The sequence below is a fragment of the Lysinibacillus sp. 1 U-2021 genome, assembly GCF_029916965.1.
Classification (GTDB): domain Bacteria; phylum Bacillota; class Bacilli; order Bacillales_A; family Planococcaceae; genus Lysinibacillus; species Lysinibacillus capsici.
Genome location: NZ_CP123966.1, coordinates 1,794,950 through 1,813,543 on the forward strand (window position 1 = coordinate 1,794,950; position 18,594 = coordinate 1,813,543).

Consider the following 18,594-nt stretch of genomic DNA (forward strand, 5'->3'; position numbering starts at 1 on the left):
TTATTTTTTTACATGAATTACTTTAAAAATTAAATTTTTTGTATGTTACGGCTTCTACGCTGTATACTAGTAAAGAAGTCATTTACTGCAAAAGGAGGAAAACTTTTATGTTATCTGAAAAACTACACACAGCTCTTAATGAACAAATGAATTTTGAATTCTACTCTGCGCATGCCTATATGGCAATGGCAGCCTATTGCACAGATCAAGATTATGATGGCTTCGCTAACTTCTTTTTAGTACAAGCAGAAGAAGAACGCTTCCATGCCATGAAATTTTATAATTTCTTAAGTGATATGGGCTACCGCGCAACAATTCAAGGTTTTGAAAGCCCAGGCAATCATTTCGAATCCATTTTAGATGCCTTTAAAACGGCTCTATCACACGAAAAAGAAGTAACACGCCGTATTTACAATTTATCAGACATTGCTTTAGATGAACGTGAGCATGCGACAATGGCCTTCTTAAAATGGTTCATCGACGAGCAAGTAGAAGAAGAATCTACATTTGATACATTAATTCGTAAAATCGAGCGTATCGAAACTGACTCAAACGCAATCTTTATGCTTGATGCAGAATTGGCGACTCGTACTTTTACACCAGATACAGAAGCATGATAGTTCTTATAAAAAAATCTGCCATGAAGGCAGATTTTTTTAGGTAACTATCTTGCTTGTGGGATTTTCAAAAGATGCAATAAAAGAGAAACGTTGAAAAATCAACGTTTCTCAGGTTCTTTATGGTTCTCTTACCACTCCATCAAAGGCAGCTTGATAGATTTGATAGATATCTTCACGCCCTAATGGCATTGGACTTCGAGCTAAAATGCGAGTTTGTTTTGTAGCATCCTCTGTTAGCTGTTCAAGTGCTGATGCAGGGATATTAAATCCTTGTAATGTTGAGGGAATTTTCACATCTTGAACGAGTTGTTGTAAGGCATCAACACATTTATAGGAAGCCTCTTCTTGCGATAAATAGGATGATGATATTCCCATGGCATCTAAAATATCTTTCATTCGTTTTTCACAGCTTTGACGAATATACCCCATGACATATGGTAATAGTACTGCATTGGAATCACCATGAGCTATATGGAACTGACCTCCCAGGGGATAGGCTAAGGCATGGACGCCTGCTACACCGGCATTGAAAAAGGCTAATCCTGCTAAATAGCTGCCATAACTCATATCTGTGCGCGCTTGCTTGTCTTGTCCATTATGGACAGCTGTTCGGATTGACTGGCTAATTAATCGGATAGCTTGTAGTGCAAGTGCGTCCGTTACTGCATTCGCATTTACGGATACGTAGGCTTCTATCGCATGAGTTAACGCGTCTACCCCAGTCGCTGCTGTCACCTTTGATGGTAAGGAAATCGTTAAGGCAGGATCTACAATCGCTACATCCGCTAATAAATAATCATGTGTCACAACATCCTTGGTTGTATCCAATGATAACACAGAAATATTTGTTACCTCCGAGCCTGTCCCAGAAGTGGTAGGAATTAAGATTTTAGGTAACCCTTTATTATCTAATGTTTTCGTTCCTGTTAGGTTTAAATAATCTGCAACTTTTCCATCATGTTTTGCTAATACAGCGGCAAGCTTTGCTAAATCTAGTGCACTGCCCCCACCTACACCAATCACCAAATCAAATGGATGCTTTCTCGTAAAATCAACCAGTTTTTCGCCAATTGCAAGCGGAGGCTCTGGTGCAATATCCGTATAAATGGTTGTGGTATAGCCTTTCTCCATTAAAGGCTTTTCCACATTGTCCGTTAGACCTATTTCTTTTAATAATGGATCGGTCACGATTAAAATATTGTGAGCATTAAACTTCTTTACCTCTAGCAGAAGCTGACTCAAACAGCCCCAGCCAGTATAGCTAGCAGGCGTAAAGGTTAATTTATGCATGGCTTCTCTACTCCTATCTATTCATAATAGCCTTCCGTCGATTTTCTAAATGATTTAAATTGAATAGGATCATGGCCAAACCATACCTGTGAATTTGTTTCATTTGCTAGTCTTCGAATCCGTTCCACAGTTGTATTATAACCTACAGAATCGTAGATAATGCCTGGTGGCTTGACAGGAGGGCCAAAGCTTTCTGCCGTATAAATGGCATCTGAAGCTAAAATAATACCACCTGTGTCAGGCATTTGAATATGCAAACCTAGCATTCCCCAAGCATGACCACTACCAAAATTTAATACTTGTATCCCTTCAGCTAGTTTTACATGATCCTCGCCACGTTTGATTAAGCGCCATTGTAGATTGTTTTTAATCCACATATCAATGTCACCCCAAACATAGGCACCGTCTTTCACGTTTCTAGCATATGTTTGTAATGTGCCATTAAACTCATCTTCCTGTACAATAATTGTGGCATTTGTAAAGAGTTCTAAGCACCCTGCATGGTCGAGATGCAAATGGGAAGCAACAACATACTTGATATCCTCTGGACGAACATTTAATTCTTCTAGACGATGATGTAAATAGCATTCTTCTGGCATATTAATAGGAAATGCTTTTTGCGTAAATTCACCCCATCGCCCTTCTGGACCCATTGAGTTTGGATTGCATGCTGTATCAAATAGAATTTTACCTTCTGGATGATCAATCAATACTGTATAAACAGGGAATTCAACAAATTCATTTGGCTGGTTTGGATGATCGATGGTTGCGGGATTGTGCATCGCAATCATATAATTTTTATCCATTCGCATCGTACCATTGTCCATCACATACAATTTTGGATGTTGTTTAATCATTTTCATTTTCCCATCTCCATTCGTGATTATTGGTTATTCCAAATTACTAGCTTCATTTCCGTCATTTCTTCTAACGCATATTTAATGCCTTCACGGCCTGTGCCGCTTTCCTTTACACCACCATATGGCATGTGATCTACTCGATAAGTAGGTACATCATTAATGATGACTCCACCAACGTGCAATGCTTTTGTAGCCTGAAAAGCTGTCTGAATAGAAGGAGTGAAGATGCCTGCCTGTAGGCCATAGTGAGAATCATTGATAGCCGCTATCCCTTCATCAATGGTGGATACCGTATTAACGATAACAACAGGTGCAAAAATTTCTTCACAGGATACACGACTCTGTGGCTGAACATTATATAAAACAGTGGGCAATAAAATATGATTGTCAATGTGACCACCTGTAATTACTTGTGCCCCTTCAGCTACTGCCTCTTCAATCCATTGATAAGCACGCTGTTGTTCAGCTTGTGAAATCATCATAGCAAGATCTGTTTGATTATCCATTGGATCACCAATTGTAAGCTGCTCTATTTTTTCCTTCAGCCGTATTAAAAATTCCTCCACCATACTTTCCATGACATAGATACGTTGTAAAGAAATGCAGACTTGACCTTGGTTGGAAAAGGCCCCCATCACAATGCGATCCATAATACGCTCTAGCTGTACCCCTTCGTCTATAATTACGCCTGCATTGGAACCTAATTCTAAGGTTACTTTCTTCAAGCCTGCTCGATTGCGTAGAGAAATCCCTACCGCTGGACTTCCTGTAAACGTTATCATCTTAACATTTGGATGTGCTAAAAATGCATCGCCTACTAATTTACCTTGACCAGTTACAAGATTAAAGGCACCTGCTGGTAAATTTGTTTGCGCCAATAATTTTGCCAAAAAATGGGCAGATAATGCTGTTTGTGTGGCAGGTTTCAATACAATCGTATTGCCAGCAGCTAATGCAGGTCCAACTTTGTGTGCTACTAGATTTTGCGGAAAGTTAAATGGTGTAATCGCTGCCACAACACCGATTGGCTCTCTTAATGTATAAGCAAAGCGCCCCTCTCCATTTTTTGATGCATCCATTGGAACCATTTCACCAGTAAGTCGCTTTGCTTCTTCTGCCGCAAATTTATAGGTTTCAACTGTGCGATCAATTTCAGCGTAAGCATACTTTAACGGTTTAGCTGATTCCATTGCAATGATACTTGCTGCTTCATCTCTATTTTCTGCAAAAAGGGTGGATAACTGCTCTAATATCTCTGCTCGTTGAAAAGCAGTTAATGCAGCCATTTGAGGAGCTGCAGCATGCGCACTTTCAATGGCCTCCTGTACATCTTTTTCAGTGGCCATCGCAAAGTGTGCCAATACCTCTTGTGAATAGGGAGCATGGATCTCCATCCATTCAGCAGTTATCTTCCATTCTCCATTAATCCATAAGCCCTTTTTCAATCGTAATTCACTCCTTTCTTTTTATGGTTACGTATTCATTTCAGAAAATAAAGAAATGAATACGTAACCATTTTGGTGTAAAAAATAAACTGATGGTCTATCAGTTTATTTTACACGTTGTATTTCTTGGGAAAATCTTAACAGACTCTGTTTGTCTAATGCAAGTACTTTTTTTCTCCATTACCTCAAATAATTTTTCGATAGCAATAAAACCTAAGTTCTCTTCTGATGTTAAACCTACTGTTGTTAAGGCAATAGAGTGATGTTTACTAAGCTCGACATTATCAATACCAATGATATTAAAATCTCTCGGAACCTGAAAACCTCTCTCTAAACAAAGATTCAATATTTCAATGGCAATGGCATCCGTAGCAGCACAAATAGCTGTTGGTCTTTTTTCGAGTTGTAAAAGCTCTGCAAACGCACGTTCAATATCCATTTTATTGGTGTTCGTTAAAAAAGTAGGCACTAATTTTGCATCTAGCCCATAATCCTGTAAAGCTTGTTCAAATCCCAGATAGCGTCCATAGAAGGTACTCATTTGATGTGGACCCCCTATCCAACATAAAGAGTCATGCCCTAATGATAGGACATGCTTGGTCGCAAGGTAACCTGCTTGAACATTATCAATTTCTACAAAATGTCTATTCTCTTTATGCTTACGGTTAAACATAATAAATGGAATAGCTAGTTTTTCTAGTTTATAAAATAAATCATCTTGATACAACATAGAAGACAATATAATTGCGTCTGCTTTCGTTTCTAAAACAGCATTGTAGATTGAATTAAGATTATCCTCTGTGCCAAAATAGACATTCACTTTATAGCCACGTGCATTAACATAATTCACGATGGCTGTAGTTGTATCAACAAAAAAAGGGTTGTGTAAGGGCCCCGAAATCAATGTAATAATGCCTGTTTTTTTCTGAACAAGCGATCTTGCTATATCATTTGGCACATAGTTTAGTTCCTCTATCGCCTGCATTACTTTTTCAATTGTTTTTGGCTTTACAAGCTCTGGTGTATTCAATACTCTAGATACAGTTGTTTGTGAGACACCAGCATGCTTCGCCACATCTTTTGAAGATACCAAAAAAACCACCCATTTCATCATTGTGAAGCTATATTATATCATCTATAGAATAATGATTATAGTGATGATTTCTTCTCTACCTTAACGCTTTCGCTCATATGGCTTTGCAGCTTCACTCGCTTTAAAGTTATAAACAGGTTTAATAACTTTGACAATATCTACAGTTTCCCCAATCGCAGAAGTAATTTCTGTCATCGGCTTATAGGCCATTGGTGCCTCATCCAATGTTTCTTCATTGACTGATGTTGTCCAAATCCCCTGCATCGTATCTTTAAAATCGGCCATATTCAAAGCTTTTTTCGCTGCGCGTCGTGAAAACATGCGTCCTGCTCCATGGGGGGCTGAATAATTCCATTCCGCATTGCCTTTCCCTATACAAATCAGAGATCCATCCCGCATATTCATTGGAATAACTAGCTTTTCATCTTTATTTGCACGAACAGCCCCTTTGCGAAGCGTCATCGTTTCTGTATCGATATAGTTATGAATCGTATCAAACGTATCCGTAAAATGCCAATCCATCTGTTTAGCTATGGTTTCTGCAATGGTCCAACGATTCATCCGTGCAAATTGCTGTGCAATCTTCATATCATGGATATAATCATGGAAAGCTTCACCCTCTAAATATGACAAGTCTTTCGGAACGAACGGTGTTTGTTCTTTATAGGCTTGTATCATGGATTGAATCTCTTGTTGTCGTCCTTGCTGTTTCATTGCTTCTATTTTTTCTGTCAAATCTTCTCGACGTAAATTTTCATAAGCTCTTTTTTGATGCCAATTAGCAACCTTTGCCCCTACATAGCGTGACCCCGTATGGATGAGCAAATAGTGCTGATCATCTTCATCTTTGGCAAGCTCAATAAAATGGTTGCCTCCCCCAAGTGTACCTAATGACAAGTTCGTATAGTCATCTTTCAAGCCGCTCGCTCGAAATTGTTTACCTTCAAACTCTACAAAATGTCGGCTTGGCGATACTTCTTTATGAATATCCTGCCCACTGGGTACATATGTGCGAATGATGGCATCGAGTTGAGCAAAATCAACTGTTGTTACGTCAAGTTGTGCTACAAATACACCACACCCCACATCAATGCCGACAAGATTGGGTACAACACGGTCTTGCAATTGGATGGTCGTGCCAATGACACATCCTTTACCCGCATGATAATCTGGCATAATACGTACTTTAGTGCCTGCCATAAAAGCCTGGTCTGTTAGTTCTTGAATCTGATCAACAGCTGTTTGTAATGCTGTTTGCGCAAAGATTTTTGCATTCGTGAAGCGTCCATTTATTTCAATCAAGTGTATCCCTCCTTACTACTTATACGTAAAACTGGAATGATTTGTTTCATATCATAAAGAAAACGTTCTAAAAGCATGCTACTTTTAGAACGTTTGGTGAAAACCTAATCTTCATATTGTACAACTAATTTTTTAGGTATTTCGGGTATATCATTTGATTTTACATCTTCTTCCCTTAAGTCAAGCATTTGCATGGGATATTTTTCTTGCACCTCAAAAGGTATTGCAATACTTTCCATTTTATTATTCATTTGACTTCTTGCGAGTAAGCCATTGTTTGATAAATCAATGGCTAAAATAGCCTGCACAGTTTCCTCAAGCATGGCAATATCCTTCGATTTCAACGGCATTTGCTCATTCATTAAAAATGGTTGAAGATGCTCTTTTATATAACCCTGTGCTTCGATTAAGCAAGAAAATTCATTTAATTTTTCAGCATAGCGCTTTAACTGACGCTTATCTTTTGCACGCTGTTGATTTAGTTTCTGTACTTTTTGTTCAATACGGCTCATGCGTACTTTCACTAAATCAATCAAAAAAGGCTGTGTATCTCGAATCGCCTGTAGCATTGAAACCTCTGCTTGTTGTACCTTGGCATATTGGGCGACACAAACCTCTTGCTGCTCATTGAGTTTTTGAACACGCTCTTTGAAAAATTCATTTTGCGTATGTTGGCCAAAGAAAGCTTTCATAAGACCTTTACCATGAATTTTTTTATGTTGTGCATCTAAACGCTCATATTCGCGTAAATACTCACTGTGCATGTTGCGGTATTCACGCAACACTTGTTGATAGTGCACAGCAATTTCAGTAAATTCTTCCACCTTGGAATCGTGTAAATAATCATGTTGCGCTATCGTTTGTAATAGCTGATACAGTGTTTGAACCTGTTTAAACGTGTTCGCTACCTGTTCATATTCTTGCTCATATTCTTTGACAATTGCTAAGTCACGTTGATAGCGAGAATATTCATATTGGGTATCGCCTGCGTATTTTTCAATATTCTCTACAGCAGATTGAAATGGATCTCGTTGTGGAATTACAGTTAATTCGAAGCGGAATCGTTCAAGCCATTGTAAGAAGCGAATTAGGATGGCATATGTTTTTTTATCACTATTTTCAGCCACACGATGAATGTGAGCAATTAATTGATCATACTGACTTTTTTGCCAAAGCTCATGACTGTCTGTTTGTTTGGCTACTAGTGCATTAATTGCTGAAATCCCTATAAAATCACTCATCAAATGACCAATACGTTGTTGTTCAGAGTCCATAAATGCTGTGGCATGTTCCTCATCATCGATGCCGTTGATGACACATAAAGGTTCAACACCTTTATTCTTTAACGTTTCAATTAAGAGAAGTTCAGCATCCATTGCCATTGAACCAGCGCGTAACACCCAGAAAATTTCATCAACACGGTTCATAAGCGCCTCTGAAAAATAAGCCATTTCTCCTCCGCCTGCTTCTAATGACACAGAATCAATTATTGTCACGGATTTTAATAAATCATTTTTCAAATAGACTTCTAGGTAATCTAAGTGTTCACGTAAAATCTGGGAAGCAAACGTATCGCCAGTTGTTAGTAGCTCTAATTTACTGAGATCAAATACAGCGACAACACCATCTAAAAAATAAGCTTTAATCTCTTCTTGCTCGCCGTAGCGTATAAACGTATTTACACTTGTTGGATGCTGATCATCTACCGATAATATTTCGCGTCCTAGAAGTCCATTCACAAGTGTTGTTTTGCCCACCCGCTCTTTTCCAACTATTAAAATCATCGTCTGGTTATTGGCATCTTGAATGATTCGATTTAAATGTTTTGCTGTATCTTTCACATATGTATTTTGGACGATGATGCCATACAAGTGTCGTAGTTGGTCAACAAATTGCGGCAAAATATTATTCGCTGAGGTTGTATTTTCGATTGGCGTATTGTCAATGTTCGTCATCCTCAAAACCTCTTTTCGTATGTATCTATAAGACCATTATAAATGAAACTATGGCTTTTCTAATACACGGATTGATAAAAAGAGGACAATATACTTATACGTTTATACGACAAATAGGAATTCATCCTTACACCTATTTCCTGTCTGCTTCATATATGATTGCTACACAGACTAAAGGGAATAGTCCCATCTATGAGTTTAGAAGTATTAGGCTTGGAGATTTCTCTCCAAGGTTGCTGAATAGCTGACCTTTGTCCTATTCCTCCAAACCAGCCATACGAGCATAAACAGCTCCAAGTAATGGCATTCCACCTTGGGCACCTAATTTCTCTACAGATAAGGAGGCAGCGATATTAGCAAAATATACAGCCTCATCCAACGATTGCCCTTCTACTAAAGCATAGGCTAAAGCACCATTAAAGGTATCACCTGCGCCCGTTGTATCCACGACTGTTGTCATATAACCTGGAACATGAATTGGATAGGAGCCATCGAAATAACGTGCACCATCACTTCCTAGCGTCACGATTAATTTATTAGGATATTTTTCTAAAACTTGTTCCACTGGCTCGTTAAAAATTTCAGCACATTCTGTCTCGTTAGGTGTTAAATAGGTAATATCGTCCATCCACTGCACATCAAAATTGGCTGCTGGAGCAGGGTTCAACAGTATCGGAACACCCGCTTCTTTACATAAATGAATGGCATGGGCTGTCGTCTCTTTAGGGATTTCAAGCTGTATAATTACCAAGTTACTTTTTTGTATCAACTCTTTTGAAGCTTCAAGATGGGATATGCTTAGGTCATAATTAGCTCCAGGTACGACAACAATTCGATTATCGTTATTGTAAATAAGTATATTAGCAATGCCTGTAGGAGCAGTGGTGCTTTTTACAATGGCGTTTGTCTGAATCTGCTCTTGCTGTAAAGCAGCATGTAATGTCTCACCAAAATGATCATTCCCTAAACAGCCAACCATCGCCACCTCACTGCCAAGACGAGCTGCGGCAACTGCTTGATTAGCCCCTTTTCCTCCTGGAACTGTTTGAAACGAGTTACCTAGAATGGTTTCCCCCTGCTTTGGAAAAGCATTCATTTGTACAACTAAATCCATATTTAAACTTCCTATAACTGTAATCATGGAATTCCACCTTTCATCTTTTGATCAAACAAAAAAACAACTGAAATGAGTAGTATCATTTCAGTAGCTTAACAATATAAAAATTCGTATGAATTAAAAATTTCCGAAATGCCTATCGACTGTTTTAGGGATGCTTTCAAAAGCTAGCTGGATTTGTCCTTTAATATACAAATATTTTTATAATGATAACATAGTGCCACCTTCGCATTTGATGTTTCCTTTATTATAAATAATTTCATATAGGAAATGCACTACAAACACAAAAAAACTGAAGACAACATCAAATTTGTCTTCAGTCACATCCATTAATAGGCTACTCGCTTCGCCTCATATGCGGCGATGTGGTCCTCATATTTAAAGGTTAAGGCGATTTCATCCCAACCATTCAGTAACGTTTCTTTATAATACGGGTCAATTGTAAAATGATAAACTGTACCATCTTCACCTGTTACGGTTTGCTCTGCAAGATTTACTTCCATACTATAGGGCTTTGCTAAGCCTTTTGCTAAAATAGCATCACATTCCGATTCTGTTAGCTTAATCGGTAAGATACCGTTTTTGAAGCAGTTATTATGAAAAATATCTGCAAAAGAAGGTGCCATCACAACGTTAAAACCGTAATCTAAAATTGCCCATGGTGCATGTTCACGAGAGGAGCCACAGCCGAAATTATCTTGCGCCACTAGAATTTTAGATTCTTTAAATTCAGGTTTATTTAATACAAAGTCAGCTATTTCATTGCCTTGTGCATCGAAACGCCAATGGTAAAATAAAAACTGTCCAAAACCTGTGCGCTCAATACGTTTTAGAAATTCTTTTGAAATAATTTGATCGGTATCAACATTTTTTCGATCAAGTGGTGTGATGACACTATTTACGATATTAATTGGTTCCATTTTTCAATCATCCCTTCCCGAGTAAAGCAAGACTTACACTGTTTCCTTCACAAATTCACGTACATCGACGAAGTGACCTGCAATCGCAGCGGCTGCTGCCATTGGTGGTGACACTAAATGTGTACGAGCTCCTGCGCCCTGACGTCCTTCAAAGTTGCGGTTTGAGGTAGAGGCACAGCGTTCTCCAGCTGGTACGACGTCATCATTCATCGCAAGGCACATCGAGCAACCAGACTCACGCCATTCAAAGCCAGCATCCAAAAAGATTTTATCTAAACCTTCTGCCTCAGCTTGTTTTTTCGTTGTATGTGAGCCTGGGACAACGATGGCTGTGACCTTGTCATGCACCTTACGTCCTTTGATGACATCAGCAGCTGCACGCAAATCACTAATGCGTGAGTTTGTGCAGGAGCCAATGAAGACATGCTGGATGTCAATGGATGTTAATGGCTGGCCTTCCTCTAAGCCCATATAGGCAAGTGCTTTTTGAAGTGCCGCCTTGTCTGATTCATCCTCATAATCTGCTTGTGTTGGAACATGCCCAGAAACACCAGTACCCATCGATGGGTTTGTTCCCCACGTAATGATTGGTTCAATTTCTTCAGCTTTTATAATACGAACCGTATCGTACGTTGCATCTTCGTCTGAAGCAAGACTTAACCAGTAAGCGGCTGCTTCTTCCAATTTTTCTCCCTGCGGTGCATATTTGCGTCCACGAATATAATCGACTGTTGTTTGGTCAGGTGAGATAAGCCCTGCTTTTGCGCCTGCCTCAATTGACATATTACAAATCGTCATGCGTTCTTCCATAGATAGTTTGTGGATAGCCTCTCCAGTGAATTCCACAATATGTCCTGTACCAACACCTATTCCGAACTTGGCAATGATGGCTAGAATAATATCCTTTGCCGCTACCCCAACTGGTAGCTCCCCTTCGACACGAATCTCCATCGTTTTCGGCTTATTTTGCCATAATGTTTGCGTCGATAATACATGCTCCACCTCTGATGTTCCAATACCAAATGCAATGGCCCCAAAGGCACCGTGAGTCGATGTATGAGAATCCCCACAAACAATGGTTTTACCAGGCTGTGTTAATCCAAGCTCTGGCCCAATCACATGGACAATCCCTTGGTCAGGGTGACCCATGCCTGCTAACTCAACGCCAAATTCCTCAGCATTTTTAGCTAATGTTTCGATTTGATTGCGCGCAATGGGATCATGGATAGTTGGTAAATTTTTTGTTGGTACGTTATGATCCATTGTCGCAAAGCTTAAATCAGGACGACGCACTTTACGTCCGTTCATGCGTAACCCTTCAAAAGCTTGCGGAGATGTTACTTCATGAATTAAATGAAGATCAATATATAACAGGTCCGGTTTGCCCTCTTCCTGATAAACAACATGTTTATCCCAAATCTTTTCAATTATATTTTTACCCATTGTCTTCACCTATTTCTTTAAATATATGTTGTCATAATACTTTGTGATACAAAGCTAGTATCAATTTCGTTAATTACCTTATCTGTCCATTCATTAGTTGATAAAATACGACTGCCGTCACGAGCAAGATCTGCTGTAAAGTAGCCATCATCAAATACTGCACTTACCGCGCGTTCAATTTCTGCTGCTTCTTCTTTTAAGCCAAATGAATATTGCAGCATCATCGCTACGGATAAAATGGTTGCAGCAGGATTTGCTACACCTTGCCCTGCAATTTCTGGTGCGGAGCCATGTACTGGTTCATATAAGCCAAAATTATCACCACGAATGGATGCGGATGGTAAAACACCTAGAGAACCAGTAATAACAGATGCTTCATCACTTAAAATATCACCAAACATATTTTCAGTAACGACTACATCATAGTGTCCAGGATTTGTAATCAGTTTCATTGCGACAGAGTCTACTAGGTTATGTTCTACGATTACATCTGGATACTCTTTTTTCTTTGCTTCTACAACTTCACGCCATAAGCGACTTGTTTCAAGCACATTCGCCTTGTCAACAGAGCATAATTTGCCACCACGTAAACGTGCTAGTTCAAAGGCATTTTCAACGATACGCTCTACCTCTGCTTTAGAGTAAACCGTTGTATCAATTGCGCCATTTTCAGTACGCATACGTGGTTCCCCGAAGTATACGCCGCCTGTTAGTTCACGTACAATCATTAAATCAACGTTCTCAGCCACTTCACGCTTTAATGGTGAAGCATCTAGTAAACTCGGGAACGCCTTTACTGGACGTAGATTGGCAAATAAATCGAAGTGTTTCCGAATTCGCAGTAACCCTTTCTCTGGGCGCAATTCAGGAGGGTTTTGATCCCACTTTGGACCACCTACAGCTCCTAATAAAATCGCATCACTATTTTCACACATCTCGATTGTTTCATCCGGTAATGGATTATTATGCTGGTCGATCGCAGCACCACCAATTGTTGCATATCCTAAATGAAATGTATGATTAAATCGTTTACCAATCACCTGTAATACACGTACAGCAGAAGCAACAACCTCTGGCCCAATTCCATCACCGGGAAGTACTGTAATTTTTCTCTCCATCGTCAAAACACCTTTCTTTGTATAGCGTATTCGCTAATTTAGTAAAGACGCTCACCTACCTTTTATCGAGGTGAGCGTAGTCATTACGTCTAAGCGTAATTTTTGATTAATTGATACAATACGCCATGACATCATTGCATCCGACTTGTGAATGGTACTTCATACAATTCACTACCTCAGAAACCTATACAGGATGTGCGCGAAGGCTTGCTTGAATTAAATGACGGTTAATAGCATTTAAATAAGCTTTTGCCGATGCTTCTAAAACATCTTGAGAGGAATTACGGCCTGTAGTCGAAACCTCATCATAGCGAATATTAATAACCGCTTCACCCAGTGCATCTCGTCCTTTGCCAACCGAGGTCACACGGTAATCAATGACATGTACAGCTCCAGGTACAAGTTGCTCCAGTGTATTAAAAATGGCTTCTACTGAACCAGAGCCAGTAGCTACAACGGTTTTCTCTAGTCCCTCAGGTGTAAGCACAATGGCTGTCGCTGTAGGAATATTTTCAGTACCATATTGTACCTGCACCATTTTCAACTCAAAGAGTGGTACATCTTCTACTTGAACTTGCTGCTCAGTAAGAAGAGTGAGTAAATCTTCCTCTGTAATTTCTTTTTTACGATCAGCCAATTTTTTAAATTCCACAAATGCTTTGTTCAACTTTTCATCAGAAAGATGGAAGCCCATTGTTTCCGCACGATCACGGAAGGCTGCACGACCAGAATGTTTCCCGAGAACTAATGGTATTTCACCTTCGCCGATTAAAGAAGGTGAAATAATTTCATAGGTTTCTGGATTTTTTAAGACACCATCTTGATGGATGCCCGATTCGTGTGCAAATGCATTTCTTCCTACAATCGCTTTATTTGGCTGAATCACAACATTTGTCAATTTACTGACTAATTGAGACGTCCGTTTAATTTCTTGCAACTGAATGCCTGTTTGCACCTGATAAATGTCCTTGCGAATATGAAGTGCTACAGCAATTTCCTCGAGTGCCACATTACCTGCGCGCTCGCCGATACCATTGATCGTTCCTTCGACTTGTGCAGCACCATTTTCTATTGCTGCAATCGTGTTAGCTGTTGCCATCCCTAAATCATCATGACAATGGGCGGAGAATTTCACTTTGTCAGCACCTTTGACATTTTCCAGTAGGAACTTAAATAATGCACCATATTCTTGTGGGGATGCATACCCTACAGTGTCTGGAACATTAATCGTTGTTGCACCAGCAGCAACCACTTCGTTCATAATTCGCACTAAAAATTCACGATCAGAGCGGAATGCATCCTCAGCAGACCATTGTACAAGTGGGAAGAATTTTTTAGCGTATTTAACAGCCTCTATCGCTTGCTCCATCACTTGATCAGGAGATTTTTTTAATTTGTATTCCATATGAATAGGTGATGTGGCTAGAAAAATATGAATATGTGGCTGTTGTGCTAATTTTATCGCTTCCCATGTAGCATCAATATCCTTTTGGATACAGCGAGCTAGCCCCGTCACAATGGAATTTTTTACTGTACCTGCAATGCGATGGACCGCATCAAAGTCACCGGGTGACGAAGCAGGAAATCCTGCTTCGATAATTGTCACACCAAGGCGCTCTAATTGTTTGGCAATTTCAATCTTCTCAGCTGTGTTTAAGTTAATCCCAGCAGATTGTTCACCATCGCGAAGCGTAGTATCGAAAATATCAATTTTTCGCACTTGTCGCCACTTCTCTCACAACTTTTTCTTTACCTTCGTTGATGAATGGCATCATAGCACGTAGTTTAGCGCCTACTTCTTCGATTTGATGGTTCGCACCAGCTTCTTTGAATTTTGTATATTCTGGACGACCATTTTCATTTTCTTGAATCCAACGACGAGCAAATGTACCATCTTGGATATCTGTTAATACATCTTTCATACGAGCTTTTACAGACTCATCGATGATGCGTGGTCCTGCCACATAATCTCCCCACTCTGCTGTATCTGAAACTGAGTAGCGCATTGTTGCCATACCGCCCTCAAACATTAGGTCAACAATTAATTTAAGCTCATGTAGTGTTTCAAAGTAGGCTAATTCTGGTTGATAACCAGCTTCTACTAATGTTTCGAATCCTGCTCTTACTAGCTGTGTTGCACCACCACAAAGTACCGCTTGTTCACCAAATAAATCTGTCTCTGTTTCTTCTTTGAATGTTGTTTCAAGAAGCCCACCACGTGCAGCACCGATTCCTTTACCATACGCAAGCGCTAAATCTTTTGCTTGGCCTGTAGCATCTTGGTGAATAGCGAATAGTCCTGGTACCCCAGCACCTTCTTGGAATTGACGACGAACTAGATGTCCTGGTCCTTTTGGTGCTACTAAAAATACGTCAACGTCTGCTGGTGGTGTAATTTGACCGAAATGGATATTGAAGCCGTGTGCAAACATCAATGCTTTACCAGCTTGTAAATGTGGCGCAATTTCCGCTTCATAAACTGCTTTTTGACGCTCATCTGGTAATAGAATTTGGATAACATCTGCTTCTTGTGCAGCTTCAGCTACTGTTTTTACGTCAATACCATCTGCTTTTGCCGCATCGAAAGATCCACCTGGACGAACGCCTACTACCACGTCAAAACCTGATTCTTTAAGGTTTAAAGCATGTGCATGACCTTGTGAACCGTAACCGATAATTGCGATTTTCTTTCCTTTTAATACGTCCTCGTTGATATTTTGCTCATAGTACATTGTAGCCATAGTTAATTTCCTCCTAGAATATGTTTTGTTTTTTATAGCTTTAGATTCTTGCTTTGTCTATAAAGCTATTTATTTTTATATGCAAACTATTTTAAAATAGAGAGCTGCGGGTTTGAGACTTTTTGTGTTTCACGAACGGAGGCAGTTGCTCCTGTACGTGTAAGTTCTTTAATGCCATACGGTCGAATGAGTTCGATGAAGGCATCAATCTTCTCTGGATGTCCTACTACTTGATATGTCACAACATTTTTGGCTGTATCAATAATTTGGGCTCGGAACGGCTCAACAATTGAATTCATTTCCAAACGTAAATTTGGTGGGGAAATCACCTTTACTAGTGCTAGCTCTCGCAGAACAATCGATTTATCGGTTATGTCATTGACCTTTAACACATCAATTTGCTTGGATAACTGTTTCACTAGCTGCTCAATTTTGCGTTCGTCCTCTACGTTAACAACGAAGGTCATCTTTGAAAAATTCGGTTGCTCCGTATGACCTACTGTAATCGATTCAATATTGAACTGACGCTTCATCAATAAACCTGTCAAACGGTTTAATACACCACTTTGGTTAATCACAGTTACGGTAATTACTCGTTTCAATTCTTTTTCACCCCAATCATTTCATGTAAGCCTTTGCCAGGTGCTACCATTGGGTAAACACATTCAAGCTGTTTCACTCGACAGTCAATTAATACTGGCTCATCAGACAGCAGTGCCTCACGGAAAATAGACTCTGCTTCATCGATTGTGTTAATACGATAGCCTTTAATGTCATAAGCATCAGCTAACTTAACAAAATCTGGTTGGATCGGCATCAGTGATGATGAATAGCGCTCTTCATAGAATGTTTGTTGCCATTGACGCACCATGCCTAGACAGCTATTATTCAAAATCACTATTTTTACTGGTAAGTTAAATTCCTGTAGGATGGATAGCTCCTGTGCCGTCATTTGGAATCCTGCATCTCCTACAATCGAAATAACTTTTTTGTCTGGCTTCGCAAATTGGGCGCCAATTGCGGCCGGGAAGCCGAAGCCCATCGTACCAAGTCCACCAGACGTTACCCATGCATGATCATTATTTAAATGATAATATTGTGCTGCCCACATTTGATGCTGCCCAACATCTGTCGTCACAATGGCATTCCCTTCAGTTACCTTGTGCACTAATTGCAATGCCTCTTGTGGTAGGATTTCTTGCGTATTTGTATCCTTGCAATACCATAATGGATATTCCATTGCATGATTCCTTAAATAAGCTAACCAATCGGCTGTATCAGGACCTTGGAAATCCTTTTTCAATAGGGCTTTTAAAGCCTCCTTGGCATCAGCAACAATTGGAATATCTGTCGGTACATTTTTGCCAATTTCAGCAGGATCAATATCGATATGGATAATCGTTGCATTTGGTGCAAATGTAGCTAGATTACCTGTTAGACGATCATCAAATCGTGCCCCAATATTGAGTAATAAATCCGATTTTGTGATCGCTGTATTTGCTGTAGCTGTACCATGCATCCCAGCCATCCCAAGGAATAAGTCATGTTCACCATGGATGGAGCCCAATCCTAGCAATGTGTTCGTTACTGGAATACGATATTTTTCTGCGAAAGTCGTTAATTCCTCACGTGCATCCGCAAAAAGAACACCTGCACCCGCTAAGATGATTGGGTTTTTTGCCAATGAAATGGCTTGAATCGCCTTTTGGACTTGTAGATAATTTGGTTTATATGTTGGCTGATAGCCTGGTAAATAAATTTCATCAGGTGCTTGCGGTGGATTCTCTACATCAAACAACATTTGGGAAACGTTTTTTGGGAAATCCACGACAACTGGTCCCTTACGACCTGTGCTAGCGATATGGAAAGCTTCCTTCACAATGCGGGGAATATCATTGACATCCTGCACCTGATAGTTGTGCTTTGTAATCGGTGTTGTAATCCCCATAATATCGGCTTCTTGGAAAGCATCTGTTCCGATCACAGATGTCGCAACCTGTCCTGTAAAAACAACCAATGGAATAGAGTCGATCATGGCATCCGCAATACCTGTTACAAGGTTTGTTGCACCAGGTCCACTTGTGGCAATAACAACGCCCGTTTTACCTGAAACACGAGCATAGCCTTCCGCCGCATGAATAGCACCCTGTTCATGTCTTGTTAAAATATGGCGAATTGGGTTTTTATACATCGCATCATAAATTTGTAATACGGCTCCTCCTGGATAGCCAAAGACAATTTCAACCCCTTGATCGTGCAATGCCTGCACTAATACATCTGCACCGTCCTTTGCTTGATAGGTTTGTTCAGCTGTTGCTGTTGTAGCTAATTGTTCTTGTTCATTGATTGAAACATTCGCACTCATCAAATTATGCCTCCTTCATTTCTTTCAAACTCACACATCAGTGTTGTAGATTAGTGAAGTGTCAATAGCTGGATTGACTATTCCTCTCATCCTTTTCGTTGAGAGGCTGTTCAATTGCATCGTGAAAATAATAAAAAGCCTTTTTCTCCACACGCAAAGAACTACCTTACGTAGGGATGAAAAAGACTTTCCATGGTACCACCCTTTTTTATAGCAAATAATTGCTACCTCGCGAATAAATGACAGCATTTATGCACCAATGCGAAAGACATCGCATCCAATATAGTGCCATAAAACATTTATTCATTAATAACGAGCACTTTCG

Annotated in this window: 15 protein-coding genes; 1 reads left to right on the forward strand and 14 read right to left on the reverse strand. The window is 39.7% G+C overall.

The genetic code is table 11. The annotated features are described in order from the left end of the window. Positions 1-107: 107 nt before the first annotated feature. Complete coding sequence (locus QH639_RS09175) at positions 108-617, forward strand: ferritin (RefSeq protein ID WP_048392396.1); 510 nt, start codon at positions 108-110, stop codon at positions 615-617. Between the two features lie 120 nt (positions 618-737). On the opposite strand, the gene QH639_RS09180 is transcribed toward QH639_RS09175, so the two are convergent. The 14 genes from QH639_RS09180 to ilvB all read right to left on the reverse strand — a co-directional run bounded on the left by QH639_RS09180 (position 738) and on the right by ilvB (position 18,269). After that, entirely contained in the window at positions 738-1,910 is a 1,173-nt protein-coding gene (locus QH639_RS09180; RefSeq protein ID WP_131521495.1) for an iron-containing alcohol dehydrogenase, read from the reverse strand. A 17-nt stretch (positions 1,911-1,927) separates the two neighbouring features. Then, complete coding sequence (gene ahlS, locus QH639_RS09185; RefSeq protein WP_115673339.1) at positions 1,928-2,773, reverse strand: AhlS family quorum-quenching N-acyl homoserine lactonase; 846 nt, start codon at positions 2,771-2,773, stop codon at positions 1,928-1,930. A gap of 20 nt (positions 2,774-2,793) precedes the next feature. Beyond that, a complete protein-coding gene (locus QH639_RS09190) occupies positions 2,794-4,215 on the reverse strand; it encodes an aldehyde dehydrogenase family protein (RefSeq protein WP_131521496.1) in 1,422 nt (473 codons plus the stop codon). Between the two features lie 100 nt (positions 4,216-4,315). After that, positions 4,316-5,317, reverse strand: a complete 1,002-nt coding sequence (locus QH639_RS09195; RefSeq protein WP_231595618.1) for a LacI family DNA-binding transcriptional regulator — start codon at positions 5,315-5,317, stop codon at positions 4,316-4,318. 72 nt (positions 5,318-5,389) lie between these two features. Continuing rightward, positions 5,390-6,610 carry an RtcB family protein gene (locus QH639_RS09200; protein WP_237898176.1) on the reverse strand — a complete coding sequence of 407 codons (1,221 nt, stop codon included), beginning with the start codon at positions 6,608-6,610 and terminating at the stop codon, positions 5,390-5,392. A gap of 104 nt (positions 6,611-6,714) precedes the next feature. Then, complete coding sequence (locus QH639_RS09205; RefSeq protein WP_237898177.1) at positions 6,715-8,565, reverse strand: dynamin family protein; 1,851 nt, start codon at positions 8,563-8,565, stop codon at positions 6,715-6,717. Between the two features lie 256 nt (positions 8,566-8,821). Next, positions 8,822-9,706, reverse strand: a complete 885-nt coding sequence (gene rbsK, locus QH639_RS09210) for a ribokinase (RefSeq protein WP_131521500.1) — start codon at positions 9,704-9,706, stop codon at positions 8,822-8,824. 305 nt (positions 9,707-10,011) lie between these two features. Continuing rightward, entirely contained in the window at positions 10,012-10,602 is a 591-nt protein-coding gene (gene leuD / locus QH639_RS09215; protein WP_131521501.1) for a 3-isopropylmalate dehydratase small subunit, read from the reverse strand. 33 nt (positions 10,603-10,635) lie between these two features. Further along, positions 10,636-12,045, reverse strand: coding sequence for a 3-isopropylmalate dehydratase large subunit (gene leuC / locus QH639_RS09220; RefSeq protein ID WP_131521502.1), 1,410 nt, complete (start codon positions 12,043-12,045; stop codon positions 10,636-10,638). Positions 12,046-12,062: 17 nt separating this feature from the next. Further along, entirely contained in the window at positions 12,063-13,163 is a 1,101-nt protein-coding gene (leuB, locus tag QH639_RS09225) for a 3-isopropylmalate dehydrogenase (RefSeq protein WP_004231422.1), read from the reverse strand. 184 nt (positions 13,164-13,347) lie between these two features. Next, the gene (locus QH639_RS09230) at positions 13,348-14,883 is read right to left on the reverse strand and encodes a 2-isopropylmalate synthase (RefSeq protein ID WP_281115971.1); all 1,536 of its coding nucleotides are present in this window, start codon (positions 14,881-14,883) and stop codon (positions 13,348-13,350) included. Beyond that, on the reverse strand, positions 14,870-15,904 hold the full coding sequence (ilvC, locus tag QH639_RS09235; protein ID WP_016991908.1) for a ketol-acid reductoisomerase: 1,035 nt from the start codon (positions 15,902-15,904) through the stop codon (positions 14,870-14,872). Before ilvC ends, QH639_RS09230 begins: the two co-directional genes overlap by 14 nt. Before the next feature lie 86 nt (positions 15,905-15,990). Beyond that, the gene (ilvN, locus tag QH639_RS09240) at positions 15,991-16,506 is read right to left on the reverse strand and encodes an acetolactate synthase small subunit (protein ID WP_004231416.1); all 516 of its coding nucleotides are present in this window, start codon (positions 16,504-16,506) and stop codon (positions 15,991-15,993) included. Further along, positions 16,503-18,269 carry a biosynthetic-type acetolactate synthase large subunit gene (gene ilvB / locus QH639_RS09245; protein WP_237898178.1) on the reverse strand — a complete coding sequence of 589 codons (1,767 nt, stop codon included), beginning with the start codon at positions 18,267-18,269 and terminating at the stop codon, positions 16,503-16,505. Before ilvB ends, ilvN begins: the two co-directional genes overlap by 4 nt. Positions 18,270-18,594: the final 325 nt, after the last annotated feature.

Bases quoted from the DNA above. Each gene is read 5' to 3' on its own strand.
- QH639_RS09175 (WP_048392396.1), top strand. From the start codon at position 108: ATGTTATCTGAAAAACTACACACAGCTCTTAATGAACAAATGAATTTT.
- QH639_RS09180 (WP_131521495.1), bottom strand. From the start codon at position 1,910: ATGCATAAATTAACCTTTACGCCTGCTAGCTATACTGGCTGGGGCTGT.
- ahlS (WP_115673339.1), bottom strand. From the start codon at position 2,773: ATGAAAATGATTAAACAACATCCAAAATTGTATGTGATGGACAATGGT.
- QH639_RS09205 (WP_237898177.1), bottom strand. From the start codon at position 8,565: ATGACGAACATTGACAATACGCCAATCGAAAATACAACCTCAGCGAAT.
- rbsK (WP_131521500.1), bottom strand. From the start codon at position 9,706: ATGATTACAGTTATAGGAAGTTTAAATATGGATTTAGTTGTACAAATG.
- leuD (WP_131521501.1), bottom strand. From the start codon at position 10,602: ATGGAACCAATTAATATCGTAAATAGTGTCATCACACCACTTGATCGA.
- leuC (WP_131521502.1), bottom strand. From the start codon at position 12,045: ATGGGTAAAAATATAATTGAAAAGATTTGGGATAAACATGTTGTTTAT.
- leuB (WP_004231422.1), bottom strand. From the start codon at position 13,163: ATGGAGAGAAAAATTACAGTACTTCCCGGTGATGGAATTGGGCCAGAG.
- ilvC (WP_016991908.1), bottom strand. From the start codon at position 15,904: ATGGCTACAATGTACTATGAGCAAAATATCAACGAGGACGTATTAAAA.
- ilvB (WP_237898178.1), bottom strand. From the start codon at position 18,269: ATGAGTGCGAATGTTTCAATCAATGAACAAGAACAATTAGCTACAACA.